The 25678-nt window shown below is 69.2% G+C and carries 27 protein-coding genes; 6 read left to right on the plus strand and 21 right to left on the minus strand.

Translation table 11 applies throughout. The features are described 5' to 3' along the window. Positions 1-28: 28 nt before the first annotated feature. On the minus strand, positions 29-1621 hold the full coding sequence (locus OHA10_RS05265) for a succinic semialdehyde dehydrogenase (RefSeq protein WP_371405058.1): 1593 nt from the start codon (positions 1619-1621) through the stop codon (positions 29-31). 93 nt (positions 1622-1714) lie between these two features. On the opposite strand from OHA10_RS05265, the gene OHA10_RS05270 reads away from it, so the two are divergent. Both OHA10_RS05270 and OHA10_RS05275 read left to right on the plus strand, forming a co-directional pair. After that, entirely contained in the window at positions 1715-3163 is a 1449-nt protein-coding gene (locus OHA10_RS05270; RefSeq protein ID WP_371405059.1) for a hypothetical protein, read from the plus strand. Between the two features lie 48 nt (positions 3164-3211). Continuing rightward, the gene (locus OHA10_RS05275) at positions 3212-4120 is read left to right on the plus strand and encodes a TIGR03086 family metal-binding protein (RefSeq protein WP_371405060.1); all 909 of its coding nucleotides are present in this window, start codon (positions 3212-3214) and stop codon (positions 4118-4120) included. Here OHA10_RS05275 and OHA10_RS05280 read toward each other — a convergent pair. The 10 genes from OHA10_RS05280 to groES all read right to left on the minus strand — a co-directional run bounded on the left by OHA10_RS05280 (position 4117) and on the right by groES (position 13262). Continuing rightward, the gene (locus tag OHA10_RS05280) at positions 4117-4518 is read right to left on the minus strand and encodes a hypothetical protein (protein ID WP_371405061.1); all 402 of its coding nucleotides are present in this window, start codon (positions 4516-4518) and stop codon (positions 4117-4119) included. The two genes, OHA10_RS05275 and OHA10_RS05280, sit on opposite strands and share 4 nt — an antisense overlap. Positions 4519-4569: 51 nt before the next feature. Continuing rightward, positions 4570-5286, minus strand: coding sequence for an alpha/beta fold hydrolase (locus OHA10_RS05285; protein WP_371405062.1), 717 nt, complete (start codon positions 5284-5286; stop codon positions 4570-4572). A gap of 118 nt (positions 5287-5404) precedes the next feature. Continuing rightward, positions 5405-6511, minus strand: coding sequence for a GuaB3 family IMP dehydrogenase-related protein (locus tag OHA10_RS05290; RefSeq protein WP_371405063.1), 1107 nt, complete (start codon positions 6509-6511; stop codon positions 5405-5407). A gap of 29 nt (positions 6512-6540) precedes the next feature. Further along, complete coding sequence (guaB, locus tag OHA10_RS05295) at positions 6541-8052, minus strand: IMP dehydrogenase (RefSeq protein ID WP_371405064.1); 1512 nt, start codon at positions 8050-8052, stop codon at positions 6541-6543. Positions 8053-8181: 129 nt separating this feature from the next. Beyond that, positions 8182-9579, minus strand: a complete 1398-nt coding sequence (locus OHA10_RS05300) for a hypothetical protein (protein WP_371405065.1) — start codon at positions 9577-9579, stop codon at positions 8182-8184. Then, positions 9572-10195: an RNA polymerase sigma factor ShbA gene (gene shbA, locus OHA10_RS05305; RefSeq protein ID WP_327637793.1), complete on the minus strand. Its 624-nt coding sequence runs from the start codon at positions 10193-10195 to the stop codon at positions 9572-9574. The genes OHA10_RS05300 and shbA overlap by 8 nt, the downstream gene beginning before the upstream one ends. 99 nt (positions 10196-10294) lie before the next feature. After that, positions 10295-10468: a TetR-like C-terminal domain-containing protein gene (locus OHA10_RS05310; RefSeq protein WP_371405066.1), complete on the minus strand. Its 174-nt coding sequence runs from the start codon at positions 10466-10468 to the stop codon at positions 10295-10297. 208 nt (positions 10469-10676) lie between these two features. Then, complete coding sequence (locus tag OHA10_RS05315) at positions 10677-11132, minus strand: N-acetyltransferase family protein (protein WP_371405067.1); 456 nt, start codon at positions 11130-11132, stop codon at positions 10677-10679. Between the two features lie 83 nt (positions 11133-11215). After that, a complete protein-coding gene (gene groL, locus OHA10_RS05320; RefSeq protein ID WP_371405068.1) occupies positions 11216-12835 on the minus strand; it encodes a chaperonin GroEL in 1620 nt (539 codons plus the stop codon). A 130-nt stretch (positions 12836-12965) separates the two neighbouring features. After that, on the minus strand, positions 12966-13262 hold the full coding sequence (gene groES, locus OHA10_RS05325; protein WP_130384566.1) for a co-chaperone GroES: 297 nt from the start codon (positions 13260-13262) through the stop codon (positions 12966-12968). Positions 13263-13475: 213 nt separating this feature from the next. Between groES and OHA10_RS05330 the strand changes: the two genes are divergently transcribed. From OHA10_RS05330 to OHA10_RS05340, 3 genes are read left to right on the plus strand one after another with little or no spacing between them, the layout of a single operon-like run. Continuing rightward, the gene (locus OHA10_RS05330) at positions 13476-14060 is read left to right on the plus strand and encodes a peptidoglycan-binding protein (protein ID WP_371405069.1); all 585 of its coding nucleotides are present in this window, start codon (positions 13476-13478) and stop codon (positions 14058-14060) included. 10 nt (positions 14061-14070) lie between these two features. Beyond that, positions 14071-15231 (plus strand): methyltransferase domain-containing protein, encoded by a 1161-nt coding sequence (locus OHA10_RS05335; protein WP_371405070.1) that lies wholly within the window; start codon positions 14071-14073, stop codon positions 15229-15231. After that, positions 15224-16018: a helix-turn-helix domain-containing protein gene (locus tag OHA10_RS05340; protein WP_371405071.1), complete on the plus strand. Its 795-nt coding sequence runs from the start codon at positions 15224-15226 to the stop codon at positions 16016-16018. Before OHA10_RS05335 ends, OHA10_RS05340 begins: the two co-directional genes overlap by 8 nt. 168 nt (positions 16019-16186) lie before the next feature. Here OHA10_RS05340 and OHA10_RS05345 read toward each other — a convergent pair whose 3' ends face one another. From OHA10_RS05345 to OHA10_RS05390, 10 genes are all read right to left on the minus strand, one after another. After that, positions 16187-16897, minus strand: a complete 711-nt coding sequence (locus OHA10_RS05345; RefSeq protein WP_371405072.1) for an alpha/beta hydrolase — start codon at positions 16895-16897, stop codon at positions 16187-16189. After that, the gene (locus OHA10_RS05350) at positions 16894-17340 is read right to left on the minus strand and encodes a GNAT family N-acetyltransferase (RefSeq protein WP_371405073.1); all 447 of its coding nucleotides are present in this window, start codon (positions 17338-17340) and stop codon (positions 16894-16896) included. The genes OHA10_RS05345 and OHA10_RS05350 overlap by 4 nt, the downstream gene beginning before the upstream one ends. Next, positions 17337-18386, minus strand: a complete 1050-nt coding sequence (gene tsaD / locus OHA10_RS05355) for a tRNA (adenosine(37)-N6)-threonylcarbamoyltransferase complex transferase subunit TsaD (protein ID WP_371405074.1) — start codon at positions 18384-18386, stop codon at positions 17337-17339. Before tsaD ends, OHA10_RS05350 begins: the two co-directional genes overlap by 4 nt. After that, positions 18379-18828 carry a GNAT family N-acetyltransferase gene (locus OHA10_RS05360; RefSeq protein ID WP_371405075.1) on the minus strand — a complete coding sequence of 150 codons (450 nt, stop codon included), beginning with the start codon at positions 18826-18828 and terminating at the stop codon, positions 18379-18381. Before OHA10_RS05360 ends, tsaD begins: the two co-directional genes overlap by 8 nt. After that, complete coding sequence (gene tsaB / locus OHA10_RS05365; protein ID WP_371405076.1) at positions 18825-19484, minus strand: tRNA (adenosine(37)-N6)-threonylcarbamoyltransferase complex dimerization subunit type 1 TsaB; 660 nt, start codon at positions 19482-19484, stop codon at positions 18825-18827. The genes OHA10_RS05360 and tsaB overlap by 4 nt, the downstream gene beginning before the upstream one ends. A 1-nt stretch (position 19485) precedes the next feature. Further along, positions 19486-20412 (minus strand): tRNA (adenosine(37)-N6)-threonylcarbamoyltransferase complex ATPase subunit type 1 TsaE, encoded by a 927-nt coding sequence (tsaE, locus tag OHA10_RS05370; RefSeq protein ID WP_371405077.1) that lies wholly within the window; start codon positions 20410-20412, stop codon positions 19486-19488. Further along, the gene (locus tag OHA10_RS05375; protein WP_371405078.1) at positions 20409-21527 is read right to left on the minus strand and encodes an alpha/beta fold hydrolase; all 1119 of its coding nucleotides are present in this window, start codon (positions 21525-21527) and stop codon (positions 20409-20411) included. Before OHA10_RS05375 ends, tsaE begins: the two co-directional genes overlap by 4 nt. A gap of 6 nt (positions 21528-21533) precedes the next feature. Beyond that, positions 21534-22724, minus strand: a complete 1191-nt coding sequence (gene alr, locus OHA10_RS05380) for an alanine racemase (protein ID WP_371405079.1) — start codon at positions 22722-22724, stop codon at positions 21534-21536. Positions 22725-22739: 15 nt separating this feature from the next. Further along, the gene (locus tag OHA10_RS05385) at positions 22740-23381 is read right to left on the minus strand and encodes an HAD family hydrolase (protein ID WP_371405080.1); all 642 of its coding nucleotides are present in this window, start codon (positions 23379-23381) and stop codon (positions 22740-22742) included. Between the two features lie 67 nt (positions 23382-23448). Continuing rightward, positions 23449-24672 (minus strand): hypothetical protein, encoded by a 1224-nt coding sequence (locus OHA10_RS05390; protein ID WP_371405081.1) that lies wholly within the window; start codon positions 24670-24672, stop codon positions 23449-23451. A gap of 234 nt (positions 24673-24906) precedes the next feature. Here OHA10_RS05390 and OHA10_RS05395 point away from each other — a divergent pair, with 234 nt between their 5' ends. Next, positions 24907-25665, plus strand: coding sequence for an META domain-containing protein (locus tag OHA10_RS05395; protein ID WP_371405082.1), 759 nt, complete (start codon positions 24907-24909; stop codon positions 25663-25665). Positions 25666-25678: the final 13 nt, after the last annotated feature.

Consider the following 25678-nt stretch of genomic DNA (forward strand, 5'->3'; position numbering starts at 1 on the left):
CCGCGACGGAGTCGTGGCATGTGCACAGTCACGGGCGGCCGATCTTCTTCAGGACCCGGAGGGCGCCGGTCATCAGCTCGGCGAACTTCTCGTCGGACAGGCCGTGGGAGGCCGCGATCGGGATCAGTCGCTGGGTGGCGATCGCCTGCGGTTCGACGTACCGGCGGATGCCTTCGACGCCCTGGCGGCGGCCGAGGCCGGACGACCGCATGCCGCCCATCGGGGTGTCGATCGAGCCGAACGTCGCGCCGTACCCCTCGTTGACGTTCACCGTGCCGGCCATCAGCTGCGCGGCGACCGCGCGACCACGGCGGCCGTCGCGGGTCCAGACGCTCGCGTTCAGGCCGTACTCGCCCTCGTTGGCCCGCTGGATCGCCTCGGACTCGTCGGAGAACCGGTAGATCGAGACGACCGGCCCGAAGGTCTCGTTGTCGAAGCATTCCATCGCGGGCGTGACGCCGGACAGCACGGTCGGCTCGTAGAAGAGCGGCCCGATATCCGGTCGCGGCTTCCCACCGGCCAGCACCGTGGCGCCTTGGGCACGGGCGTCCTCGACGTGCCGCGTGACGGTCTCCAGTTGTGCCTTCGAGATCAGCGAGCCCATGTCGACGTCCCAGCCGGTGCCGGCCGAGAGGCGGAGCTTCTTCACCCGGTCGACGAACGCCGTGACGAAGGCGTCGTACACCTGGTCGGCGACGTACAGCCGCTCCATCGAGACGCAGAGCTGGCCAGCGTTCGCGAAGCAGGCCCGTACGGCGCCTTCCGCGGCACGGTGGATGTCGGCGTCACGCAGTACGAGCATCGGGTTCTTGCCGCCGAGTTCGAGGCTGCAGCCGATCAGCCGCTCACCGCACTGCTTGGCGACCAGCCGCCCGGTCCTGGTCGAGCCGGTGAAGCAGATGTAGTCCGCGTTCTGGATCAGGGCGCCGCCGACAGTCGGGCCGTCGCCGTTCACCGCGAGCCAGGCGTCCCGCGGCAGGCCGGCCTCGTAGAGCAGCTCGATCCCGCGGAGCGCGGTCAGCGGGGTCTGGCTGTCCGGCTTGTGTACGACCGTGTTGCCGGCCAGGATCGCGGGCAGCCCGTCGCTGATCGCCATCGTCAGCGGGTAGTTCCACGGCGAGATGATGCCGACGACACCCTTCGGCACGAACCGCTCCTCGGCCCGGGTCAGCACCGGGAAGATGCCGAGCTTGCGCTGCGGCTCGAGCAGTTCCTGCGCCTTGCGGCCATAGTACCGGGCCGTCAGCGCGACGTGGGCGAGCTCCTCGAACGCCTGCTTCCGCGCCTTGCCGGACTCGCGGATGATCAGGTCGACCAGCTCGTGCCGGTGGTCGAGGACCAGGTCGTGGTACCGCAGCAGGATCGCGGCGCGCTCGGCGAGCGGCACCCGCCGCCAGCTCTGCTGCGTCTTCCGGGCCAGCCGGACCGCCGCGATCACGTCGTCCTCGCTGGAGACCGGCAGATCCGCGATCGGCTGCCCGGTGGCCGGCGCGTACGACGTCCTGGTGCCTGCCGTCGCCCGCAGCAGCCCCGACAACCGGCGGATGACCGACTGATCAGTCGCGTACGACGCGGTCGGATCGAGCTCAGGATCCGCGGGAATCGACGTCTGCTCGCTCATCTCCCCAGGCTACCTGCCGGTAATCGGCAGTGTCAGTATCAGATCGCCGTTAAGCTGAGCGGCTGAGACCGGCGAAGGGGTGGGAACGTCAAGATGGTGGACAGCGGGGGGCTCTGGACGCCCCCTGAGGACGAGCTCGGCGAAGCGCTGCAGACAGCCCAGGTGCTGATCGAGGAAGGCCGGGCCGACGAAGCCGGGCCGTACCAGCAGCGGGTCATCGAGCTGGCCAGGGAGCGGGCCGAAGGGTCGCCGAACCACTACGAGGCCAAGCATCTGATGGCCGCGACCCAATACGAGCTGGCCGGCTCACTGAACGCGTCGGGCCGGCACGAGGAGGCGCTGGCCGCGCTGCACGAGGCCCAGCTCGGCTACACCGAGCTGCAGGATGCCGGCGTCTTGGACGCCACCAGCTTCCTGGCCGACATCCGCGCCCGGCGCGCGATGACGCAGGCGCACCGCGGTCACGGCGCCACCGCAGTACTGGAGATGGACGGCGCGGTGATCGCGTACGGCCAGCTGGTCGGCGGCGCGGACGGGCTGAAGCATCAGCCGGACTTCGCGCGGGTGCTCGCGATGAACGCCCTGATCCTGCGCCGGTACGGCGACCCCGCGCTGGCGGTCGCGTCCGCGGACGCGGCGACCCAGCTGTTCCTGCAACTCGCGGACCAGATCAACGAGAGCCCTCAGTCACTGTCGTACGCGCGCTACCTCTGCACGGCGACCGCCGTGTCGGCCGACGTACACGCAGCCGAGGGCCGGCTGGATCTTGCCCTCGAGGCGGACGAGATCGGCCTGACGACAGCCGACACGCTCGCCGACTCGGACTCGACGACCGACATGCGCACGCTCGTCGCCGCACTTGTCCGCAAGGGCAAGCACCTCGGCATAGTCGGTCGGCTCGAGGGCGAGGCATGCCTGCGGACGGCGTACGACACGGACGGCGAAACGGCTGTCCGGGTGGTCGAAGAGCTGGACCGCGGGCTGCCGTTGACGCTGGTGGCCGCGCTGGAGAACGCGGAGATCAAGCTGGGGCCGTTCGAGCAGTACCACCGGTTGCTGGCGTTGAGCGAGCCCGCGCCGGGGATGACGCTGGCAACGGTGTCCGGCCGGACGGACCCGGAGTCGGCCGCCGTACGGGCGACCGAGCTGGCTGAGCTGGTGCGTCCGCTGCTGATGCAGGACGCGGACGCCGGGCTGACGCTGGGGCTGGAGGCGCACTACCTGTTCGCGATCTCGTCGGAGCGCGAGTCCCACCGGATGCGGTACGAGACCAGCACGTACGTACCGATCTGGGCCCAGCTCCTGCTGGACATCTCCGAGGCGTACTACCAGGCCGGCCGGACCGAGATGGCGCTCGACCTGGGCGGCTGGTGCGCGGAGGTCGCCACGGCGCTGATCCCGTTCACCGACGACAACGAGACGATGAAGGACCTGGCCGGCTCCTGCTACCGGCATCACGGCGACCTGCTCGCCGCCGCCGGTGACCTGACCGCGTCCCACCACGCCCACGAGGCCGCACAGCAACTCCAGCTCGGCGGTTGACGTCCGGCCCGGCCGGGCGGACGCTGACGCTGGGAGGGGGTGCGGGCGATGGATGTCGTAGAGCTGCACAACCGCACTGTCACGAACTTCGCTGAGCTGGTCGCAGAGGTCGCGGACAACCAGTGGACGGACTCGACGCCGTGCTCGGACTGGGACGTCCGGGCGCTGGTGAACCACGTGGTCGGCGAGGAACGCTGGACCGTGCCGCTGATGGCGGGCAAGACGATCGCGGAGGTCGGCGACACGCTCGACGGCGATCTGCTCGGTGAGGATCCGGCACGTACTGCGTCGGACGCCGCCGGCGAGGCGACCGCCGCGGCCGGCCGATCGATCGACAAGGTGCACCTGTCGTACGGCGACGAGGACCCGCACGAGTACCTGCGCCAACTCGCGGCCGACCACCTGGTCCACGGCTGGGACCTGGCCGTCGCGATCGGCGCGCAACCGCGTCTGAACGCCGACCTGGTCGCCGACGTCGGCTCCTGGTTCGCAGAACGCGAGGACATGTACCGCTCGGTCGGCATGATCGGCCCGCACCTCGAAGGCTTCACCGCACCGGCCGACCAACTGCTCGCCGCCTTCGGTCGCGACCCGCACTGGAGCCCGGCGCTCGGCGTGCTCGATCGGTTCGGAAGCGCGTTCGACGCCGCGGATCTGGACACGGTGATGTCGCTGGTCACCGACGACATCGTGTTCGAGTCCACCTCGCCGTCCCCGGACGGCACCCGTCTGGAGGGCGCGGACGCAGTACGGGCGGAGTGGGCGCGGCTGTTCGCGGACACCGACGACCCGCACTTCGAGACCGAGGAGACGGTGCTGCTCGGTGAGCGCGCGGTCGTGCGCTGGCGGTACTCGTGGCGTGAGGCTTCCGGCGATCGCGGGCACGTCCGCGGCGTCGACGTACTGCGGCTGCGCGACGGGAAGATCGCCGAGAAGCTGTCGTACGTGAAGGGCTAAAGGTCCTGGGCTTCGGCGCGGAGGGCGCCGACGAAGAGGCCGGCTTCGGTTTCGGTCATGCCGGTCTCGGAGACGACCAGGGCGGTGGCCTGGTGAAGTTCGCCGGCGGCCTTGAGGGCGCGGGTGCGTTCGGCCAGGTTGGTGCCGGGGCGGCGGACGAGCGGCGTACCGGTGGTCGGAGGCACGTAGCGGCCGAGGCGGATGTCGTCGACCAGTTCCCTGGACTGCTTCAGGTCGAGTCCGGTGCGGTCGCGGATCAGCTTGACCGCGAACACCACCTTCTTCGTGGTGATCAGGAACCGCACCTGGTCCACGTCATCGGGAGACAGTTGGCCCCGCGCTGCGGCGAGGGCAACATTGTCCGTGTCCTGGCTGCTCCGTCGGCTGAAAAGTCCCATGCGGCAATCCTTCCAGAAGCCTTCAAGCTGTGGGGACTCGTAGCATTTCGCTCAGCCTGCGAGCAGATTGCGGATCTCGTCCCAGGCGCGCGCACCGAGCTCGCGGTCGGCCTCGTCGGTGCCGCCACGCGCCATCCGCTGACCGGCCGACTTCGGCTCCTCCCCCGGCAGCACCGGCCGATGTCCCGCCTCCGGCCCGACCACGATCCGGGTCCGGCGTTCGCCGCGCCGCCGGGCGATCTCGTCGGCGAACTCCACCGACGGCCACACCTTGTCGTCCCCACCGGCGATCAGCAGGACTTCGCGGATCCGCTCGACCGGGATCAGCGCCTGCTCGGCGTCGCCGAACACCTGCACACTTTGGCGGTACAGGCCGGTATAGCTCGGCGGATCGTCCTCCGCCTTCCAAGCCTTGTCGAACGGTACAAACGGCAGCGGCTCGCCCTGCCACGTCCACGCGGACCGCTGGCTCCCGTCCTCCAGCACCCGGCCCCAGACGTAGGCGCTCGGAGCGAACGCGACCACCGCGTCGACCCGCTCGTCGAGCGCACCGAGCAGCAGAGAAGCCTCAGCACCCCAGGAACTGCCCATCACGACCAGTCGGTCGTTGCGTGCCGCCAGTTCGTCCAGGGGGAACGACTCCAGCGGCACCTCATGCGTGACAGTCCACCGCGGCGCGAGTACGTCGTACCCCTCTGCCTCGAGCAACCGGGCGCGCTGGACGTCCGGCGCACCACTCGAGCCGTGCAGGAGGAGTACGCCGGTCATCGGGCCTCCCGGTCTGGACTGAGGAGTGGAGGGAGCGAAGCGACCGGAGCGACGAGGGAAGACCGGGAGTCACAGCCCGATGACCCGCCGCGACGGAGTCGCGGCATTCAATACCTGCTCAACCGACGACGACCTCGACCCGCTGGAACTCCTTGAGCTCCGTGTAGCCGGTGGTCGCCATCGCGCGCTTGAGCGCGCCGACCAGGTTCATCGTGCCGTCCGGGACCCAGGACGGGCCGAACAGGATCTGCTCCATCGTGCCGGTGACGCCGACCTCGACCCGCTCGCCGCGGGGCAGGTCCTGGTGCCAGGCCTCGGCGCCCCAGTGGTACCCACCGCCCGGGGCGTCGCTCGCCCGCGCCAGCGGTGAACCGACCATCACCGCGTCCGCGCCGCAGGCGACCGCCTTCGCCACATCGCCGGACCGCCCGACCGAGCCGTCCGCGATCACGTGCACATACCGACCGCCGGACTCGTCCATGTAGTCCCGCCGCGCCGCCGCCACGTCGGCGACCGCCGACGCCATCGGCACCGCGACGCCGAGCACCTTCCGCGTCGTGTGCGCCGCGCCACCGCCGAAGCCGACGAGCACGCCGGCCGCACCGGTCCGCATCAGGTGCAGCGCCGCCTGATGCGTCGCGCACCCGCCGACGATCACCGGTACGTCGAGGTCGTAGATGAACTGCTTGAGGTTGAGCGGCTCGGCCTGCCCGGAGACGTGCTCGGCCGACACCGTCGTACCGCGGATGACGAACAGGTCGACGCCCGCGTCCACGACGTGCTTGGCGAACTGCTTGGTCCGCTGCGGCGACAGCGCCCCGGCCACGGTCACGCCGGAGTCGCGGATCTCCTGCACCCGCTGGGAGATCAGCTCGGGCTTGATCGGTGCCGCGTAGATCTCCTGCAGCCGGTGCGTGGCCTGCTTCTGTTCGAGGCTGGTGATCTCCTCGAGCAGGCTGGTCGGGTCCTCGTACCGCGTCCAGAGGCCTTCGAGGTTCAGTACGCCGAGACCGCCGGCCTTGCCGATCGCGATCGCGGTGGCCGGCGACATCACCGAGTCCATCGGCGCGGCCAGGATCGGCAGCTCGAACCGGTACGCGTCGATCTGCCAGGCGACCGAGACCTCCTCGGGGTCACGCGTCCGCCGCGACGGCACGATCGCGATGTCGTCGAACGCGTACGCCTGCCGCCCACGCTTGGCACGGCCGATCTCGATCTCGGTCATCTGGTGTTCCTAACGGGTTGCAGGCGGGGTCAGCGGCCGGAGTAGTTCGGCGCCTCGACCGTCATCTGGATGTCGTGCGGGTGGGACTCCTGGAGGCCGGCGGAGGTGATCCGGACGAAGCGGCCCTTGTCCTGGAGCTCCGGGACGGTGCGGGCGCCGGTGTACCACATCGACTGCCGCAGGCCGCCGATCAGCTGGTGCGCGACCGCGGACAGCGGGCCCCGATACGGAACCTGGCCCTCGACGCCCTCGGCGATCAGCTTCTCGTCGGAACCGCCGTCGTGCTGGAAGTACCGGTCCTTCGAGTACGACTTGCGCAGCCCGCCGGACTGCATCGCGCCGAGCGAACCCATCCCGCGGTACGCCTTGAACTGCTTGCCGTTGATGAACACCAGGTCACCGGGCGACTCCTCGCAGCCGGCCAGCAGCGAGCCCAGCATGACCGTGTCCGCACCGGCGACGAGCGCCTTGGCGATGTCCCCGGAGTACTGCAGGCCGCCGTCGCCGATGACCGGGACCCCGGCCGGCTTGCAGGCCAGCGAGGCCTCGTAGATCGCGGTCACCTGCGGTACGCCGACGCCGGACACGACCCGCGTCGTACAGATCGAGCCCGGACCGACGCCGACCTTGACGCCGTCCGCACCGGCCTCGACCAGCGCCTGGGCGCCCGCACGGGTGCCGACGTTGCCGCCGACGATGTCCACGCCGCGGGTCGCCGGGTCGGCCTTCAGCTTGCGGATGATCTCGAGCTGCGCCTGGGAGTGACCGTGCGCGGTGTCGACGACCAGCACGTCGACGCCAGCCTCGACCAGCGACATGGCGCGCTTGTATGCCTCACCGAAGAAGCCGATCGCGGCGCCGACCATCAGCCGGCCGCTCGCATCCTTGGTGGACAGCGGGAACTTGTCGCGCTTGACGAAGTCCTTGAGCGTGATCAGGCCGGTCAGCTTGCCGGCGTCGTCGACCAGCGGCAGCTTCTCGACCTTGTGCTTGCTCAGCAGCGCCATCGCGTCGTCGGCCGAGATGCCCTGCTTGCCGGTGATCAGCGGCTGCTTGGTCATCACCTCGCGCACCGGGCGGGACAGATCGTTCTCGAAGCGCATGTCGCGGTTGGTCACGATGCCGACCAGCACGCCGGCGTCGTCCACCACGGGGACACCGGAGATCCGGTACTGCCCGCAGAGCGCGTCGGCCTCGCCGATGCTGGCGTCCGGCCCGATCGTGATCGGCTGGGCGATCATGCCGGACTCGGAGCGCTTGACCAGGTCGACCTGCTGGGACTGGTCCTCGATCGAGAGATTGCGGTGGAGCACGCCGAGACCGCCCTGGCGCGCCATCGCGATCGCCATTCGGGCCTCGGTGACGGTGTCCATCGCGCTGGACAGCAGCGGGATGTTCACCCAGACGTTGCGGCTGACCCGGGACCGGGTGCTCGCCTCGGAGGGGATGACGTCGGACTCGTTCGGCTGCAGCAGCACGTCGTCGAAGGTCAGGCCGAGGACTGCGAACTTGTCGGGAACTCCAGCGGGTGTGATGTCCATGGGTAAAACAAGCACCTTTACACGGCGAGTACGGAACCCCATCGTATCCGCGCGCCCACCCAGCCCCGAATCGGCCGTCCACAGCACTCCGCCCGCCGCAGGTGCGCGGCGGGCGGAGCGGGTGGTCGGTTACTTGTTGACCGGCGCGTTGACGACGTTCAGGATCGCCAGGACACTCGCGTCGGCGGTGGAGCCGTGGGTGCGCTCGATCGCCGCGTGCTTGCCCTCGGCGTACTCACCGGTCGAGTGCTTGCCCTTCGGGTAGGCCTTGCGGACCGAGCCCGTGGTGACCTTCCCGCTCGAGTGCTTGCCGGTCCCGGCCTTCTTGGCCGACGCCGGCTTCTTCGCGGTCGCCTTCTTCGCCGTCGGCGGCTTGCCCGCCTGCGACTCGCTGAAGAACAGCTTCGCGCTCTCGATCGTGATCGGCTCACCCGTGGGCGTCGGCAGGACCGGGCTCAGGATGTCGCCGACGATGCTCGCCGGGTCCGTCTGGTCCGGAACCTGGGTGACCGGGTCGCTCGGCTTCTGCTCGTCACCCGGCGTGGTCGTGTCCGAGCCACTGGTGTCGCTCGAACCGGTCCCGTCGGTGCCGTCGGTCTGGCCGGTGTCGCCGGTCGGCGTGCTGGTCGGCGTACCCGTCGGGTCGCCGGACGCCGTGTTGTCGCCCGTACCCGTGTCGACGTTCGCCGGCGGCGTGGTCGTGTCGGTGCTGGTCGGCGTGGACGGCGGGTCGGTCGGCGTCGCCGGAGGCGGCGTCTCGGTCGGCGTGGACGGAGGCGGCGTCGGCGTGGTCGTCGTACCGTCGGTGTCGCCGCCACCGGTCGTGTCGGTCGGCGGGTCGGTCTTGGTGTCGGTCGGCTTGTCGACGTTGACGTTGTCCGGGTCGTCCGTCTTGATGCCCGTCGGCGTCGGAATCGTCGGCCTGTCCAGGGTCGCCGTCGGCTTCTCCACCACCACGACCGGCGGTGTCGTCTTGACCTCGATCGAGTTCGGGTCGACGGCGATCAGCGAGTCGTCCTTGCCGGCTTGCTGGGCCGCGTGCTCGGCCTGGACCTGCTGCTTCTTGTAGTCCTTGCCGACCTTGACGATCTTGGTCTTGTCCATCACCGGCAGACCGTCGAGGTCTTCCTTCGGGAAGCTGGTCTGCGGGCGGACCGCGTCGACCATCTTCTCGATGACCTTCTCGTACGGCGACAGCGGGTCGCCGTTGACCGCGGCGGCCACCCCGGAGACCGACAACGCGGCCACGGCCGCCACCCCGAGCGCCAGACCACGGGTCGCCATCTTGCGGGCGAACGGGTCGGTGATCGGGTTGAGCGCGGCGCAACGCGCCAGGAAGCTCTCCGGATCGTCGATGGTCTCCACCGGGAGCTCGTCCTCGACCTCAACCGCCAGCCGTAGCTCGGCCAGCAGCTGAACGGCCGCGTCGTGCTCGCCCGCCGAGCGGGCGGACTCCCCACCGGCGGCGAGCAGATCGAGCAGCGCGTCATCGGCCTCGATCGCGTCCAGGTCGAAACGGTCAGCCATGATGCCCCTCCCCTGCTCTTCCTCGTTCCAGCTGTGCTTCATGCCCCACAAACCCCCTGAGCGTGTTCAACGCCCGATGCTGTGCGACCCTCACCGCCCCCGGTGTCATCCCCAGTGCCCGGCCGGTCTCCTCGGCTGACATCCCCGCTACCACCCGGAGTCGCAGGATCTCCCGCAACTTCTCCGGCAACTTGTCCAGCAGCCCCATGATGTGCTGGACCTCCGACTGCCGAACCGCACGCTCCTCCGGCGTCGGCGACTCGTCCGCGCCGTCCGGCAGGTCCGGCGTCGAGACGTCGGCGACCGCGAACGCACGCTGGGCATCGGCGACCTTGCGGGCCGCGATGCCGTAGACGAAAGCCTCGAAAGGCCTCCCCTCGTCGCGGTACCGGCCCAGCGCGCCGAACACTGCGACACAAACCTCTTGTGCGACGTCGTCGACCATGTCGGCGCCGCCGGGATAGGTCCACAGACGGGACCGTACGTATCGGTGCGCCACAGCGCGCACTCTGGTGAGCAGGTCGTTGAGAGCTGTTCGGTCCCCGTCGCCGGCCAGCGCGGCAAGATCCCTAAGCTCGACCCGGTCGTGGGTGTCAGGTACTCGGACCTCGGTCACCCCTCGCCCCCTCGTGTTCAGACCGGTCAGCCTGAAAGATGGTACGGCGCTCAACTCTTCTTGCCTAGTGGCAATTCGTGGTCACTACCGGCCACTTGATCACGATCTGTCACTACTCACGAGTTCACTGATCTCGCTGTCGAGCAGCCGGGCCGGATCCATGCCCATCCCGGCGAAATGCCCTGTCAGTTCGAGCGACACGACACCGTGCAACCGGGACCAAAACGAGACTGCCCGGTCCGATCCGCCGACGGCCGCGATCAGCACCGTCATGACGGTGTCGTCGGCCGCGTGATGACCGGGAGTCCCGTAGATCAGCAGGTACCGCTGCGGGCCCGCTCACGCCCATCTGCTTGGCGATCGCGTTCAGGGACAGGGCGGAGACGCCAGCCTCGGCGATCTGCGTCCAGGCGTGCTGTTTCACCTCGTCACGCACCTGAGCGCGATACCGCTCCCGTGCACCAGCCATGGTCAGAACCTCTCACGGCGCGGTGAAGCGGATGAGTTCGAAGGCATGCTCGCCACCCCAGTCGATCGGCGTACGACCGGTCTCCAGCCATCCTGCCCGTCGATAGAGGTGTACGGCGGGACCGCGGTTGTCGACCACCTCGAGCGAGAGCTCGCGGTTGAGGGCGGCCGCAGTGGTGACACAGTGCTGGAGGAGTTGGCGGCCGATCCCCTTGCCTGTTGCCGTCGGATCGACGAACAGCCGCTCCACCTCGGCGTGATCACGCACCGCTGTCAGCACCACGTGCCCGACAACGCGGTCGTCGACCACCGCCACCCAGTAACCAAGGGCGCTGTCCGGTGACAACCACCGGGCCGGATCGGTCGGCCAGTTGATCGGGTATCCGGCTTGCTGGTGCACCTCCCGCAGCAGCTCCACGCAGACAGCCAGATCTTCGTCACGACGTTCCCGTATCAACACAGGCCACATGAAAGCACCGCCCGGCAGATGACCTGCCAGGCGGTGCTGGGTACTGCTGGGTGCTACTGGGTACTGCTGGGTATTACCGGGAATCAGTGACCGTGGCCGTGGCCGTGACCGGCCGCCGCGGGCTCCTCTTCCTCGGGCTTGTCGACCACCAGCGTCTCGGTGGTCAGCAGCAGCGCGGCGATCGAGCCGGCGTTGGCGAGCGCGGACCGGGTCACCTTGACCGGGTCCAGCACGCCCTGGGCCAGCAGGTCGCCGTACTCGCCGGTGGCCGCGTTGAAGCCGCTACCGAGCTCCAGGTCGGCGACCTTGGCGGTCACGACGTAGCCCTCGTAGCCGCCGTTCTCGGCGATCCAGCGCAGCGGCTCGACGATCGCCTTGCGGACGATCCGGACGCCGGCGAGCTCGTCGCCCTCCAGGCCGAGGCCCTCGTCCAGCACCGCGGCCGCGTGCACGAGAGCGGAGCCGCCACCGGCGACGATGCCCTCCTCGATCGCGGCCCGGGTCGCGGACACCGCGTCCTCGATCCGGTGCTTCTTCTCCTTCAGCTCGACCTCGGTGGCCGCGCCGACCTTGATCACGCAGACGCCGCCGGCCAGCTTGGCCAGCCGCTCCTGCAGCTTCTCGCGGTCCCAGTCGGAGTCGGTGCGCTCGATCTCGGACTTGATCTGGTTGACCCGGCCCTCGATGTCGTCGGCCTTGCCGGCGCCCTCGACGACGGTCGTGTTGTCCTTGGTGACCACGATGCGGCGCGCCGTACCGAGCACCTCCAGACCGACCTGGTCGAGCTTGAGGCCGACCTCCGGGGCCACGACCTGTGCGCCGGTGAGCGCGGCCAGGTCCTCCAGCATCGCCTTACGGCGGTCACCGAAGCCCGGCGCCTTGACGGCGACCGAGGTGAAGTTGCCGCGGATCTTGTTCACCACGAGGGTGGACAGGGCCTCGGCCTCGACGTCCTCGGCGATGATCAGCAGCGTCTTGCCGGACTGCACGACCTTCTCCAGCAGCGGCAGCAGGTCCGCGATCGCGGAGATCTTGCCCTGGTGGATCAGGATGTACGGGTCCTCCAGCACCGCTTCGCCGGCCTCGGCGTCGGTGATGAAGTACGGCGAGATGTAGCCCTTGTCGAACTGCATGCCCTCGGTGAACTCGAGCTCGGTCCCGAAGGTGTTCGACTCCTCGACGGTGATCACACCGTCCTTGCCGACCTTGTCGAACGCGTCCGCGATCAGCGCGCCGATCTCGGCGTCGCGGGCGGAGATGGTGGCGACGTGGGCCATGTCGCCCTTGTCGTCGACCGGCCGCGCGGTCTCGATCAGCTTGGCCGACACGGCCTCGACGGCCGCCTCGATACCGCGCTTGAGGCCCATCGGGTTGACGCCGGCGGCGACCGCCCGCAGGCCCTCGTGCACCAGTGCCTGCGCCAGCACCGTCGCGGTGGTGGTGCCGTCACCGGCGATGTCGTTGGTCTTGGTGGCGACCTCCTTGGTCAGCTGCGCACCAAGGTTCTCGAACGGGTCGTCCAGCTCGACCTCACGGGCGACGGTGACACCGTCGTTGGTGATGGTCGGGGCGCCCCACTTCTTGTCCAGGACGACGTAGCGGCCCTTCGGGCCCAGCGTCACCTTCACCGTGTTCGCGAGCTTGTCGACGCCGCGCTCCAGCGCGCGCCGAGCGTTCTCGTCGAACTCGAGGATCTTCGGCATGAAAAATCCAGTCCCTCTCTGAAATCGCTAGATCGTTGCAGGCTCGAACCATCGCCGGCCGCTGACCGACTCCGCCCCGGCACCGGAGTACGGCACCAGGGCGGTGTCAGTCAGGAACAGCGAGCGGTCGTCACTTGCTGACGACTGCGAGGATGTCGCGGGCGCCCAGGATCAGGTAGTCCTGGCCGTCGTACTTGACCTCGGTGCCGCCGTACTTGGAGTAGATGACCTTGTCGCCGACGGCGACGTCCAGCGGGACGCGGTTGCCGTTGTCGTCGATCCGGCCCGGGCCGACGGCGAGGATCTCGCCCTCCTGCGGCTTCTCCTTGGCGGTGTCCGGGATCACCAGGCCGGACTTCGTGGTCTGCTCGGCTTCGAGCGGCGCGACGAGGACGCGGTCCTCGAGCGGCTTGATCGTGACCGACACTTGCTGACCTCCACGGTCGATTTGCTGTTTGCGGTTCATGGTGGTCGCGCTCCCCTGCCGTCGCGGGGGTCAAGGGCCGGACCGCTGGCACCCTCGCATCGAGAGTGCCAACACCGAATCTAGGCCGCGATTAGCACTCGGTCAACTCGAGTGCCAAAGGATTCTCAGCCTGAGACGTATATCCCGGTGACCGTCGAGGTACAGAATGTGGTCATGGCTTTGCCGAAGCTGTCCGGCCGGACGATCGCGCTCCTGGCCGCCGTCGCCGCGGTCGCGGTCGGAGCTGTCGCCGCCAACGCGTCGAAGCACGAGTCACCGGCCGCCGCCGCACCCTCGGCCGCTCCTCCGGCACCGAAGGCTTCGACCGACCAGGACGTCTCCCACGACGCCACCGCCGCGGAGCTCAAGGCAGCCGCGGCCCTACCGCAATGCCGGTCGGCCCGGCTCGTTCCGGTCAACCGCAGCTGGGGCATCCCGATGCCGTCGATCTACGCCAGCACCAGCACCACCTGCAACCTGATGTACGGCGACGACCCCTACCGCGGCTCCAATCGGTACGGCGAGCCGGACACCGCCATCCAGGTTCTCCAACGCAACCTGAACTTCTGCTACGGCACCAAGCTCGCCGTCGACGGCATCTACGGCAGTAACACCCGCGCGGCGGTCAAGCAGGTCCAGCGCAACCATCACCTGGTCGTGGACGGCATCTACGGCCCGAAGACCCGCTCGGCCATGAACTGGCGGCTCTACTCGATGGCAACGAGAAGCTGGAGCCGGAGCTGTTCCAGCCCGCTCTAAAGTTGCCCGGGTGACAGTCACCGCGTTGCTCGACGGGACGGGCGCCGACGTGCTCGCGGCAGCGTGTGCGGAGTACAAGCCTGGCAGCGAGCTCCAGTTGGTCGAGAAGCTCCGACGCCGGTACGCCGCGGCGCTGGTGACTACTGTGGTCACGCAGGCCGCGCTGCGCCACCGGGCGGTCGCCAAGTTCGGTGCGGACGCCGAGCGGATGTACTTCACCCCGGACGGTCTCGAGCAGGCCACCCGGACCACAGTCGGCACCCATCGTGCCGCACGCCTCGCAAACGGCATGCCCGGCGCCAGCGTGGTCGACCTTGGCTGCGGGATCGGCGGTGACCTCATCAGCGCCGCCCGCGCCGGACTCCGGGTGACGGGCGTGGAGCGTGACCCCGAGACCGCAGCCACGGCCCGGGCCAACCTGGCCGCCCTCGGTCTCGCCGGTGACGTGCTGGTAGGTGACGCCGAGTCGATCGACCTCACGCCGTACGACGTGGTGTTCGCGGACCCGGCGCGGCGTGCGGACGGGCGACGGGTGTTCGACCACAACGCCTACTCGCCGCCGTGGTCATTCGTACTCGAGCTACTGGACCGCACTGCCTGCGTGAAGGTGGCCCCCGGCATCCCACACGACGCAATCCCAGCCGGAGTCGAGGCGGAGTGGATCAGCGACTTCGGTGAGGTGAAGGAGGCCGCGCTGTGGTCCGGTCAGCTCTACGGCGGTACACCGCGTCGTGCGACCCTGCTGCCCAGCGAGGCCACCGTCGCGGATGCACCGGAGGCTGAGGTCGGTCCGGTCGGCAAGTATGTCTACGAGCCCGACGGTGCGATCGTACGAGCCGGCCTGGTCACTGCGGTCGCGGCTGCGGTGGACGGTCGGCTGCTGGATCCGCGCATCGCCTACGTGACTGCGTCCGACTACGTCCCGACGCCGCTCGCCTCGGCGTACGAGGTAGTGGAAGAGCTGCCCTACAAGGAGAAAGCACTACGCTCCTGGGTTCGCAGCCAGGACATCGGGACGCTGGAGATCAAGAAGCGCGGCGTGGACCTGGACCCCGCCCAGCTGCGGAAGAAGCTCGCCCCGAAGGGCTCCAGGTCAGCCACTCTGATCATCACCCGCATCGGTCGGGACGCGGTCGCCTACTCCTGCCGCAGAGTGACGAGCCATGTCTGACAGCCGACCACTCCGCTCCGAGCTGTTCCCAGCTGCCGGCGCACACGAATGGGCCTCCGGTGGCACCAGCCCGATCCAGACCCACGAAGAAGGCCATCTGGTGTACGCCGCCCGCGGCGTCCTGTCCGTGCACACCGACCGGGGTACGTCGATCGTCCCCGCCAACCGCGTCGCGTGGACGCCGGCCGGATTCCCCCACCAGCACAGTGCACACGGCGACACCGACATGCGCATCGTCTTCCTGCCGGCCGCACTGGCACGGCGCATCCCGGACCGCCCAGCCGTGTTCCTGGCATCCGGACTCGCCCGCGAGGTGCTCCTCGCCCTCACCAGTCGCCAACTCGACGACTCCGCCCGCGCCCGCCTTCAGCGAGTCCTCGTCGACGAGCTCCACGAAGCGACCGAACAACCGCTGCAACTACCGGAACCACGCGACGACCGGCTACGGACGATCGCACAGCACCTCCGCGAGAACCCGGCGGACAACACCTCACTGGCCGAGCTGGGCCGCAAGGCCGGCGCCGGCGCCCGCACACTGAGCCGCCTGTTCCGCGACGAGCTCGGCATGACGTACTACGAATGGCGCACCCAACTGCGGATCTACCACGCCCTCGTCCTGCTCGCGGACGGCCACGACACCACGTACGTCGCCCACGCCTGCGGCTGGGCCAACCCGAGCGGCTTCATCGCGGCGTTCGCGGCCGTCGTCGGAACAACTCCTGGACAGTACTTGCGTTCGACGCATATTCGAACATATGATCGATCACGCGAGCGGGTCTCCGGGTGACAAGCCGGCGGGCGAGGTGCTGCGTCTGCTGCTGCACTCCCCGGAGGCCCGCCACTAATCGTTCAACCCTGATTCATCTGGGTAAGGGAGGCTGACCGTAGAACCGGTTGGCCGCTGACCGTTCGCCTGGGGAGCAAGCGGTGCGCGTCACCCCCGGGCCTCTGCCATCTATTGCGCCACCCGGAAGCGTTCCTTGACCGGCAACCGGAGCCGCGCCAGCGCGATGCCCGCGATCGCCAACGCCACCTGGGCGTCGGCCGGCGGCAAGAGCTCACTGCCACCGGCCGGGACCTGCCGGACGAAGTCGGCCACCAACCGATCCCAGTCCTTCGGCCGCCGCAGCATCGCATGCCCCTCACCGGCCAGCGAGTACGTCGTCACCGTCGCCCCGGCCGCCCTCAGCCTCGCCGCGTACGCCGCGGTGCCGGCCGGATCGGTCACCGTGTCGTCGGTGCCGTGGACGAACGTGATCGGCGCGCGAACCGCAACCAGTGGTTCGTCGACCGGCAGCCACGGTGCCAGTGCGAGCACGCCCGCCACCCGGGGATGATCGCCGACGGCAACGACCGCCCGTCCACCCATCGAGTGCCCGATCAGGAACACCCGCGAGATCACCGGCGGCAGCTCGTCCAGGACGCTCCGCAGATCGGTGGCCGCATCACCGCCGTCGTTCCATCCCCGGAAGCGGTAGCGCAGGAACCCGACGGCAGCCTCCGGTGCGGCCAACCTCGCCGCCAAGGCGAACGGCCACATCCGGAGCAGCGCGGGCCGCCACAAGCTCGGGTCCGCGTGCGAGTGTTCCTGCCCGCCGTGCGCGAGCAGCACGAGATCGGTCGCCCCAGCCGGGTGCCGGACGAGATCGACACCCGGACACCTCACGGCTGCGCGTACAGCTCGGTCGGATCCTGACGGATGGCCATCATCCGGCCGGGCGTGGTCTCGGTGAATCCGTACGAACGGTAGAGCTCGTGCGCGTCGGCGGTCGCCAGCAGAATCTGCCGCAGGCCCTTCAACTCCGGGTGCTCCAGCAAGGTCGACACGACGAACCGACCGAGACCGTGCCCGCGGTGCGACTCCAGCACGAAGACGTCCGCCAGCCACGCGAACGTGGCCCGGTCGGTCACCATCCGCGCGAACGCCACCATCGCGCCGTCCGCGTCGTACACCCCGAGGTTCAGGGAGCCGGCGATCGACTTCTCCACCACCTCGCGCGGGATCCCGGCCGCCCAGTACGACGTACTCAGGAAGCCCTGCACCACGGCGACGTCGATCCGCGCGACATCGTCATCGGCCTCGTAACCGTCCGCCCCGGTCCATCTCACTTGTTCAGTACCTCCGTGATCGGCATCGACGAGTCAGCAGGCAGGTCCAGCGGCGACGGCGCCTTCCCGGCCCGGACCAGCTCCGAGCCCAGTGCGGCGACCATCGCACCGTTGTCGGTGCACAGCCCCGGCCGCGGCACCCGTACGGCGATACCCGCCGCGGACGCACGCTCCTCTGCCATCGAACGCAGCCGCGAGTTCGCCGCGACGCCGCCGCCGATCAGCAGATGCTCGAAACCGCGGTCCTTGCAGGCGTCGATCGCCTTGCGGGTCAGCACGTCGCAGACCGCCTCCTGGAAGGCCGCCGCGACATGGTTCACCGGCACGTCCTCGCCGTCGCGGCGGCGCGCCTCGACCCACCGCGCGACCGCGGTCTTCAACCCGGAGAACGAGAAGTCGAACCGGTGCCGCTCGAGGTCCCGCTGCGACGTCAGCCCGCGCGGGAACGTCACGTACAACCGGTCCCCGCCGTCCCGCGCCGCCTTGTCGATGTACGGCCCGCCGGGGAACGGCAGCCCGAGCACCCGCGCGACCTTGTCGAAGGCCTCGCCGGCAGCGTCGTCGATCGTGCTGCCCATCGGCTCGACGCCGTCGGTGATGTCCTCGACCGACAGCAGCGACGAGTGCCCGCCGGACACCAGCATCGCGACGCAGCCCTTCGGCAGATCACCGTGCTCCAGCGTGTCCACGGCGACGTGCGCCGCCAGGTGGTTCACGCCGTACAGCGGCTTGTCGAGCGACAGCGCCAGACCCTTGGCCGCTGCGACACCGACCAGCAGCGCGCCGGCGAGCCCGGGCCCGCTCGTCACCGCGACCGCGTCGACATCGGTCGGCTTGATGCCGGCCGTCTCGCACGCGCGCCGGATCGTCGGCACCATCGCCTCGAGGTGCGCCCGGCTGGCCACCTCCGGTACGACGCCGCCGAACCGGGCGTGTTCCTCGACACTGGACGCGATCGCATCGGCGAGCAGCGTCTGCCCGCGCACGATCCCGACCCCGGTCTCGTCGCACGACGTCTCGATCCCCAGGATCAGGGGCTCACTCATCGATCCTCCACCGCATGATCACCGCATCCTCGCCGTCACCGTAGTACCCACGCCGCCGGCTGATCTCTTCGAAACCGAAGCCCGCATACAGCCCCCGCGCCGACTCGTTGCTCAGGGCAACTTCAAGCAGCACGGTCCGTCCCGCACACCGCTCCAGGGCCGCCGTCATCAGCTGCCCGCCGATCCCGGTCCGCCGCTCGTCCGGGGCCACCGCGATCCGCAGTACCTCCACCACATCGAGCGCGACCGGCGGCACCAGCAGTACGACGTACCCGACCGGAGCGCCTTCGTCCGCGACCAGGATCACCCGGTCCTCGGACAACCGCTCGAACTCGTCCGCCCAGCCGACCGTACTCCAGGCCTCCGGCCCGAAGCACACCTCGTCCAACGCGACCAGCGCAGGTTGATCGTCCGCGCGGGCCGCTCTGATCGCAGGTCTCACAGCACGCTCTTGGGCCCGGCCGACATCGTCACGTCGGGCCGACGCAGGTACAGCGGCTCGGGCGCGACGACCTCGAGCGTCCGCGTCGCCACACCGGTCGCGAGCACCTCGGCCGACGGGTACTCCGCGACGTCGGCATCCGCGACGCCCAGCACGTCGGCGTACAACACTGCTCCACGGCCGATCACCGGCAGACCGGACAGTACGTGCGCGACCTCGGCCGGCTTGTCGACCGCCGGTCCCTCGAGCCGACGACGGCTGCCGTCCGCGGCCGGACCGTCGTACAACGCCCAGTAGATCTCTTTGCGCCGCGCGTCCGTCGCGACTGCAACAGGCAATGACAACGACGACTGCCGCGCGAGGATGTCCAGGCTGCAGACGCCGGACACCTCGATGCCCAGCACTTCGCCCATCGTCCGTGCGGTCACCAGCCCGACCCGCAGCCCGGTGAACGGACCGGGGCCGACGCCGACCGCGATACCGCTCAGGTCGCGTGGTGTGGCGCCCGCTGATTCCAGCGCTGCCGCGATCGCAGGCGCGAGCAACTCCCCGTGGCGGAGCGCGTCCACGGTCGTCGAGGAGGCAACGATCTCGCCCGTCGGCGTGGCCAGTGCGACCGTGACTGCGGCGCTCGAGGTGTCAAAGGCAAGCAACATGTCAGTTCTTCTCCAGTACAGACACCCGAACGCCGGACGCGGCCCAACGCGAACCCACCGGCGTGATCCGCAGGCCCCGGGTCTCGTCGCTGTCGTCGTCGCCCCGGGTGATCACGACGTCCAGACGCTCCGGCGCCAGGGCTTCGGCGATGCCGTGCCCCCACTCGACCACCGTCACCGCGTCTTCGAGGCTGGCATCGAGGTCGAGGTCGTCCAGCTCGGCGAACCCGCCCAGCCGGTAGGCGTCGACATGCACCAGCGCCGGCCCACCAGCCAGTGACGGATGCACCCGCGAGATCACGAAGGTCGGCGACGTCACCGCACCTCGCACCTTCAGCCCGGCGCCGAGCCCCTGGGTGAAGGTCGTCTTGCCTGCGCCGAGGTCGCCCGACAGCACCAGGAGGTCGCCTGCCCGCAGCTGGCCGGCCAGCTGTTCACCGATCGCCTGCATGTCCTCGGCGGTCGGGACAGTCAGCTCGATGGGCAGCGCCTTCGCATAGATCAGGTTGTGCGCCTGCTGATCGACGACGGAGTACCCACGCCGTCGCCAGAACTCGACGGTGTCCGGCAGCTCGACCCGGGCGATCAGGTTCACCCTGCTGAGCCCCCGCCGTACGGCGACCTCCTCGGCGCAGCCGACCATCGCCGACGCGACGCCGCGGGCCTGGCTGCGCGGATCGACGGAGACCCGGCGCAGGTTGAGGACGTCACCGGTCTGCTCGAACAGCATCGCCCCGGCCGGGGCGCCGTCGATCAGCACCAGCAACCCGCCGTGCTCGGCGACGGCCGCGGCAACGGTGGTCGCGTTCTCGGACAACGCCGTCGACGGCGGGTCGAGCACCCGCCGCGCGGAGAAGGCGTGATGGATCACGTTCACGATGTCGTCGACGTGTTCAGCAGTGGCATCGACGACGTGCAGGTCGGTCATACGGGTCCTAAGGATTGTTCGGCTCGTTCGATCATCCCAAGGAGGGCCGCGGTGAATTCACGGTGGTGCTCGATCAGGCCCAGATGGCCGCAGTTCTTCACCTCGACGAGCTCGGCGCCGGGCACCCGCCGGACGATCTCCTCGGCGTGCGCGAAGGGCGTCAGATGGTCCTTGTCGCCGCCGATCACCACGCACTCGACCTTCTGCAGCGGCTCGAGGGCGTCGAACTTGTCGTGCAGTGCGAAGATCGGGTAGAACTCCGCGATCACCTCGATCGGCGTCGCCGCGATCATCTCGTTGACGAACTCGGTGAACGCCGGCGGCACCTCGGAACCGAACGAGTACTTCCGGGTCAGCAGGTAGCTGATGTCCGAGCCGGCCTTCCGGCTGCGCTCGACCACATCCGGGATCCGCGCCAGCGCGGCGACCGTCGGCGTCGCGAGCGACCGCGCGAGCATGCCGAGCTTGCCCGGGAAAACGATCGGTACGCCGTCCAGCCCGCCCGCGCTGGTCGAGCACAGGCCGACGCCGATCACCCGGTCGCCGAAGAGCTCGGGGTGCTGCTCGGCCAGCGCCATGATCGTCATACCGCCCATCGAGTGACCGATCAGGATCACCGGACCGGTCGGCGCGAACCGCTCGATGATCCCGTACAGGTCCTGACCGAGCTGCTCGATGCTGACGTGGTCCTTCGGCGACCGGCCGGACCGGCCGTGCGAGCGCTGGTCGTAGAACACCATCGTGCCGATGCCGGCCAGGTCGCGGCGCTCGAAGTGCCAGGCGTCCATGTTCAGCCCGTAGCCGTGCGCGAAGATCACGGTCAGGTCCGCGGGCGGCAACGGCAGCTTGCGGCCGAGTCGGCGCTTCGGTGGCGGAGCGGGTCGCCGGGACCGTTTCAGCTCGTCCACCTCGACATACAGCTCGACGCCGTCGTCGGCGGTGAAGATGTGCGGCGTACCGCGTTGCGAGCCGAAGGGCTCGGCCTCGAGCTGCTTGCGCTGGCCCGACCTCCGGCCGATGACTGTGCGCTCGACCGCGACTCCGGCGGCGGCGCCCGCTGCCAGCACTCCGACCGCGGCTCCGATCAGACCAGCAGTCCGCCCTGCTTTGGACATGCTGGTCTACCTCTCGACTGGGGCGGTGGGGCGGGGAAGGAATTCAGCACTGTCGACGTACCTGCGCGGGATCCGGGCGCCCAGGCGGGTGACGATCTCGTAGTTGATGGTCCCGGCCGCGTCGGCCCAGTCGTCCGCCGTCGGCTCGCCCGACGTACCCGGGCCGAACAGCACGACCTCGTCGCCCGCCGCAGCCTCGTCGTCCTCGAGGTTGACCACGCACTGGTCCATGCAGATCCGGCCGACGACAGTACGCCGCCGTCCGCCGACCTCGACCGGAGCGCCGTTCGACGCGTGCCGCGGCAGGCCGTCGCCGTACCCGAGGGGGATCAGGCCGAGGGTCGACGGGCGCGGCGCGGTCCAGGTCAGACCGTACGAAACGCCCGCGCCGGCCGGGACCCGCTTCACCATCGCGAGCCGTGCCTTCAGCGTCATCGCCGGCTTCAATCCCAGCTCGGACGACGGCAGCGCATGCCCGAACGGCGACAGGCCGTACGTCGCGACGCCCGGACGGACCAGGTTGAAATGGGTCTCCGGAAGCGCCAGCGTGGCGCCCGAGTTCGCGAGGTGCTTGAACTCGGCGTCGATGCCGAACGACTCCGCCACCTCGATCGCCTCGGTGAAGGTCGCCAACTGCGACTCGTTCACCGGGCTCTTCGGCTCGTCGGACGACGCCAGGTGCGACCAGATGCCCTTGACCTCGATCCGCCCGGCCGCCTGCTCGCGCACAGCGGCCCGGATCAACGCCGGCCACTCCTCCGGTACGGCGCCACCGCGCGACATGCCCGTGTCGATCTTCAGGTGCACGCGGGCCGGCCGATCCGTCACGCCGGCCGCCAGCTCGTCGATCTCCCACGGCGCACCCGCGGACAGGTCGATGCCGGCGTCGATCGCGTCGGTCAGCGGCTCACCCGGCGTCGTCAGCCAGCAGAAGATCGGTCCGGTGTCACCGGACTCGCGCAGCGCGAGAGCCTCCTCGAGCACCGCGGCGCCGATCCACCTCGCGCCGGCCTCGCGGGCGGCGCGGGCAACCTGGACCATCCCGTGCCCGTAGCCGTCGGCCTTGACCACGGTCATCACCTGGGCACCGGCAGCACGGGCACGCAGCGTGGTGACGTTGTGGCGGATCGCAGCCAGGTCGACGACCGCCTCGGCGCGGACCGGGCGGTCTCCGCTAGGTGACTGGAGTGTAGACATGGTCTTCCCAGTGTCTCAGGCGCCGTCGATCAGGTCGGCCAGGGCCGCCATGTTGTGGAAAACCGTATCCGCATCGGAAAGTGTCGCCGGGTCCGTCATACCGGCGTACCCGAACACCTTCATACCGGCCGCGACCGCCGCCGCGACGCCGAGCGGGCTGTCCTCGATCACCAGGCAGTCGGCCGGCTTCACGCCCATCGACGCGGCCGCGTGCAGGAAGAGATCGGGCGCCGGCTTGCCGTGGGCGACATCCTCGGCGCTGAAGATCCGCCCCTCGAACCGGTCCAGGAATCCGACCGCGGTCAACGCCGTACGGATCCGCCGGTGGGTGCCGGACGAGGCCAGGCAGTAGGTGACGCCGCGGGCGTCCAGGTGATCGAGGACAGCCTCAACGCCCTCGATCGCCTGGAGCTGGGCGAATCCCGCGAAGAGCCGCTGGTGGTACCGGTCCTCGAGATCCGCCGGCAGCGGGTGCCCCAACTGCGCCTCGGTCTTCTGCCGCATCGAGGCCATCGAGCCGCCCATGAAGTCCCGCACGGTCTCCTCGAACGTGTACGGCAACCCCGCCTCGGTCAGCAGCTCGGCCAAGATCGTGTTCGCCAGCCGCTCCGAGTCCACCAACACACCGTCGTTGTCGAAAATCACGAGTGAGATCACGACTGGAACCCTAAGCGGCCACTGCTTGGAGCAGTGGCCGCCGGGGTGCGCGAGAGCTATCTGGGGGTCAGTTCTCCTGGATGGAGAAGTCGGTGAAGTTGAAGCGTTGCTTGGTGTTGCCGGTGGAGACGACCTCGACGCCGTAGTCGACCTGCCAGGTGGTCGCCTTCGGGGCCCAGCCACGGGTCTGCATGTCGTTGAAGAAGCTGGCCAGCGGCATCGTGCCGGACTTCTGCGTCACCTGGGACACGTAGGCGGTGTAGCCGTTCTCGTGCCAGACGTCGTACTTGAAGCCGCCGAACGTCACGGTGCCGACCTTGTCGCCGGCCGGGACCTGCTTGGAGTTGTCGGTCCAGATCATCAGCTCGTTGTTCAGGCCGTCACCGATCCAGACGTCGAACGCGACGTTGTAGATGCACGCCGGGCAGTTGGCCGGTGTGGTGGCCGCGAACTTCGCCGACTGGATCTTCGACAGCGGTACGTCGTTGTAGTCCTTGTGCACGTTCGGGTACGCCTGAACACCCTTGTCGCCGGGCAGCGGCTGGGTCACGTCGAGGAACCAGTTGTTGTAGTTGCAGGCGCTCAACGTGTACGTGCCGTTGTCGTTGTTCCACATGTTGTTGTGGACGTAGTACGCACCGAACGTCCGGCCGTCACCCTGGTTGTTCGTCGAGGTGGTGACGAACGACGGGTTGGTGCAGGTCGCGCTCGGGCTGCCGGTCGACGTGGGCGTCGTCGTGGTCGGCGGGGACGTCGGAGGGGTCGACGTGGTCGGGGGCTTGGTCGGCGTCGAGGTGGTTTGCGTCGGCGTCGGCGTCGCAGTGGGGGTGGTCGTCGTCGGCGGCTTCGTCGGGGTCGTCGTGGTGGTCGGCGCCGGTGTGGTCGGCTGCGCCGGTACCTCGGCGAAGTCGTAGTGGACCGTGTACGTCAGCTTGGTGCCGGCGCGGTACTTGTTGCCGTCGTACCGCACGGCGCGCAGCCGGTAGCTCTTGTCGGTGGTGCGGCTCGGGTCGATCGACACCATCGCGGGACCGGAAGCGGTCGCGGTGATCGCGACGGGCTTCTGGGTGAAACCGTGGAGGACGGTGCAGCCGGAGTACGCATCGATGACGCAGGTTTCGACACGTCCGACGCTCGGGAGGGCAGTTACCGTGCTGTCCGCTGCGTTCGCAGTCGAGACCGGCGAGTCCTTGGCCGCATGTACGACGATCGGCGCGGCCACGAGCGCGCCGACTGCGAGGACCACCGCCGGGACGAGCTTGCGACTCCGGGCAGTTCGGGTGGGGGGCATGCGAAGAGATCCTTTGTGTGCTCGACGGGTCGCCCTGTTGCCCCAGAACTTCAGCGCGGCCCTCAACTGTTCGATTGAATCCCCAGAGGGGCCGGTTTGTCCGGCCTTGTCGTGCTATTCGCTCTCGCGTACGGCGGTGACGTTATCGAACCGTGATCATGCCTGCCAACTCTGGGTCCCGATTTAACGCAACGCGAACGTGCGGGGTGACGTCCTGTGGGTGTGAACAAACGGATGACCGCTCTCGCCGCAGCCGTACTTCTGCTGGCCGGCTGCGGGCAGAACACCGCCCCCGCCGCGTCACCTGTGGGCAACGCGTACCTGTCCACCTCGGTCACCGAGGACGGGATGCCGAAGCTGCTGGCGCCGAAGACCCGGGTCCGGCTGCAGTTCACCGATGACGGCCGGCTGGTCGCCGATGCCGGCTGCAACTCGATGCAGGCGAAGGTGTCGACGAAGGACGGCAAGCTCACACTCGACGGCGAGCTGGCATCGACCGCGATGGGCTGCCCAGGTCCACAGCAGGGCCAGGACTCGTGGCTGGCCGGCATCATCAGCGCGAAGCCGACCTGGAAGCTGGACGGCGACAAGCTCGACCTCACGTCCGGCAGTACGACGATCTCACTGCAGAACCGCGAGATCGTCGAGCCCGACCTCGCCCTGGACGGCACCCGGTGGACCCTGAGCAGCGTGATCTCGGGTGACACCGTCGGCCATTTCGCGGGCTCCGAGAACGTCTGGCTGACCCTGAACGGCGAACGCGTCACGGGCTCAACCGGTTGCAACGAGTTCCAGGGCATGGTCGCACGGTCCACCGGCAAACTCGCCTTCGGCGAACTCGCCACCACTCGCCGAGCCTGCGCCGGCAACGCCGGGACGCTGGAATCGCAACTATTGAAGGGATTGAAGGGCGAGGTCACCTACCACATCTCCGGCGCGACCCTGCAACTGCGTTCCGCCGGCGGCGGCCTGGACTTCACAGCAGTACGCTGAGGCCGCCTACGCG

The sequence above is a fragment of the Kribbella sp. NBC_00662 genome (genome assembly GCF_041430295.1).
Taxonomy (GTDB): domain Bacteria; phylum Actinomycetota; class Actinomycetes; order Propionibacteriales; family Kribbellaceae; genus Kribbella.

Bases quoted from the DNA above. Each gene is read 5' to 3' on its own strand.
- OHA10_RS05275 (WP_371405060.1), top strand. From the start codon at position 3,212: ATGGATGTCGTAGAGCTGCACAACCGCACTGTCACGAACTTCGCTGAG.
- OHA10_RS05270 (WP_371405059.1), top strand. From the start codon at position 1,715: ATGGTGGACAGCGGGGGGCTCTGGACGCCCCCTGAGGACGAGCTCGGC.
- alr (WP_371405079.1), bottom strand. From the start codon at position 22,724: ATGTCTACACTCCAGTCACCTAGCGGAGACCGCCCGGTCCGCGCCGAG.
- OHA10_RS05310 (WP_371405066.1), bottom strand. From the start codon at position 10,468: ATGACGGTGCTGATCGCGGCCGTCGGCGGATCGGACCGGGCAGTCTCG.
- tsaB (WP_371405076.1), bottom strand. From the start codon at position 19,484: ATGTTGCTTGCCTTTGACACCTCGAGCGCCGCAGTCACGGTCGCACTG.
- OHA10_RS05290 (WP_371405063.1), bottom strand. From the start codon at position 6,511: ATGACCGAGATCGAGATCGGCCGTGCCAAGCGTGGGCGGCAGGCGTAC.
- tsaE (WP_371405077.1), bottom strand. From the start codon at position 20,412: ATGACCGACCTGCACGTCGTCGATGCCACTGCTGAACACGTCGACGAC.
- OHA10_RS05330 (WP_371405069.1), top strand. From the start codon at position 13,476: ATGGCTTTGCCGAAGCTGTCCGGCCGGACGATCGCGCTCCTGGCCGCC.
- OHA10_RS05395 (WP_371405082.1), top strand. From the start codon at position 24,907: ATGACCGCTCTCGCCGCAGCCGTACTTCTGCTGGCCGGCTGCGGGCAG.
- OHA10_RS05315 (WP_371405067.1), bottom strand. From the start codon at position 11,132: ATGTGGCCTGTGTTGATACGGGAACGTCGTGACGAAGATCTGGCTGTC.
- guaB (WP_371405064.1), bottom strand. From the start codon at position 8,052: ATGGACATCACACCCGCTGGAGTTCCCGACAAGTTCGCAGTCCTCGGC.
- OHA10_RS05390 (WP_371405081.1), bottom strand. From the start codon at position 24,672: ATGCCCCCCACCCGAACTGCCCGGAGTCGCAAGCTCGTCCCGGCGGTG.
- tsaD (WP_371405074.1), bottom strand. From the start codon at position 18,386: ATGAGTGAGCCCCTGATCCTGGGGATCGAGACGTCGTGCGACGAGACC.
- OHA10_RS05280 (WP_371405061.1), bottom strand. From the start codon at position 4,518: ATGGGACTTTTCAGCCGACGGAGCAGCCAGGACACGGACAATGTTGCC.
- OHA10_RS05375 (WP_371405078.1), bottom strand. From the start codon at position 21,527: ATGTCCAAAGCAGGGCGGACTGCTGGTCTGATCGGAGCCGCGGTCGGA.
- groL (WP_371405068.1), bottom strand. From the start codon at position 12,835: ATGCCGAAGATCCTCGAGTTCGACGAGAACGCTCGGCGCGCGCTGGAG.
- OHA10_RS05340 (WP_371405071.1), top strand. From the start codon at position 15,224: ATGTCTGACAGCCGACCACTCCGCTCCGAGCTGTTCCCAGCTGCCGGC.
- OHA10_RS05285 (WP_371405062.1), bottom strand. From the start codon at position 5,286: ATGACCGGCGTACTCCTCCTGCACGGCTCGAGTGGTGCGCCGGACGTC.
- OHA10_RS05300 (WP_371405065.1), bottom strand. From the start codon at position 9,579: ATGGCTGACCGTTTCGACCTGGACGCGATCGAGGCCGATGACGCGCTG.
- OHA10_RS05265 (WP_371405058.1), bottom strand. From the start codon at position 1,621: ATGAGCGAGCAGACGTCGATTCCCGCGGATCCTGAGCTCGATCCGACC.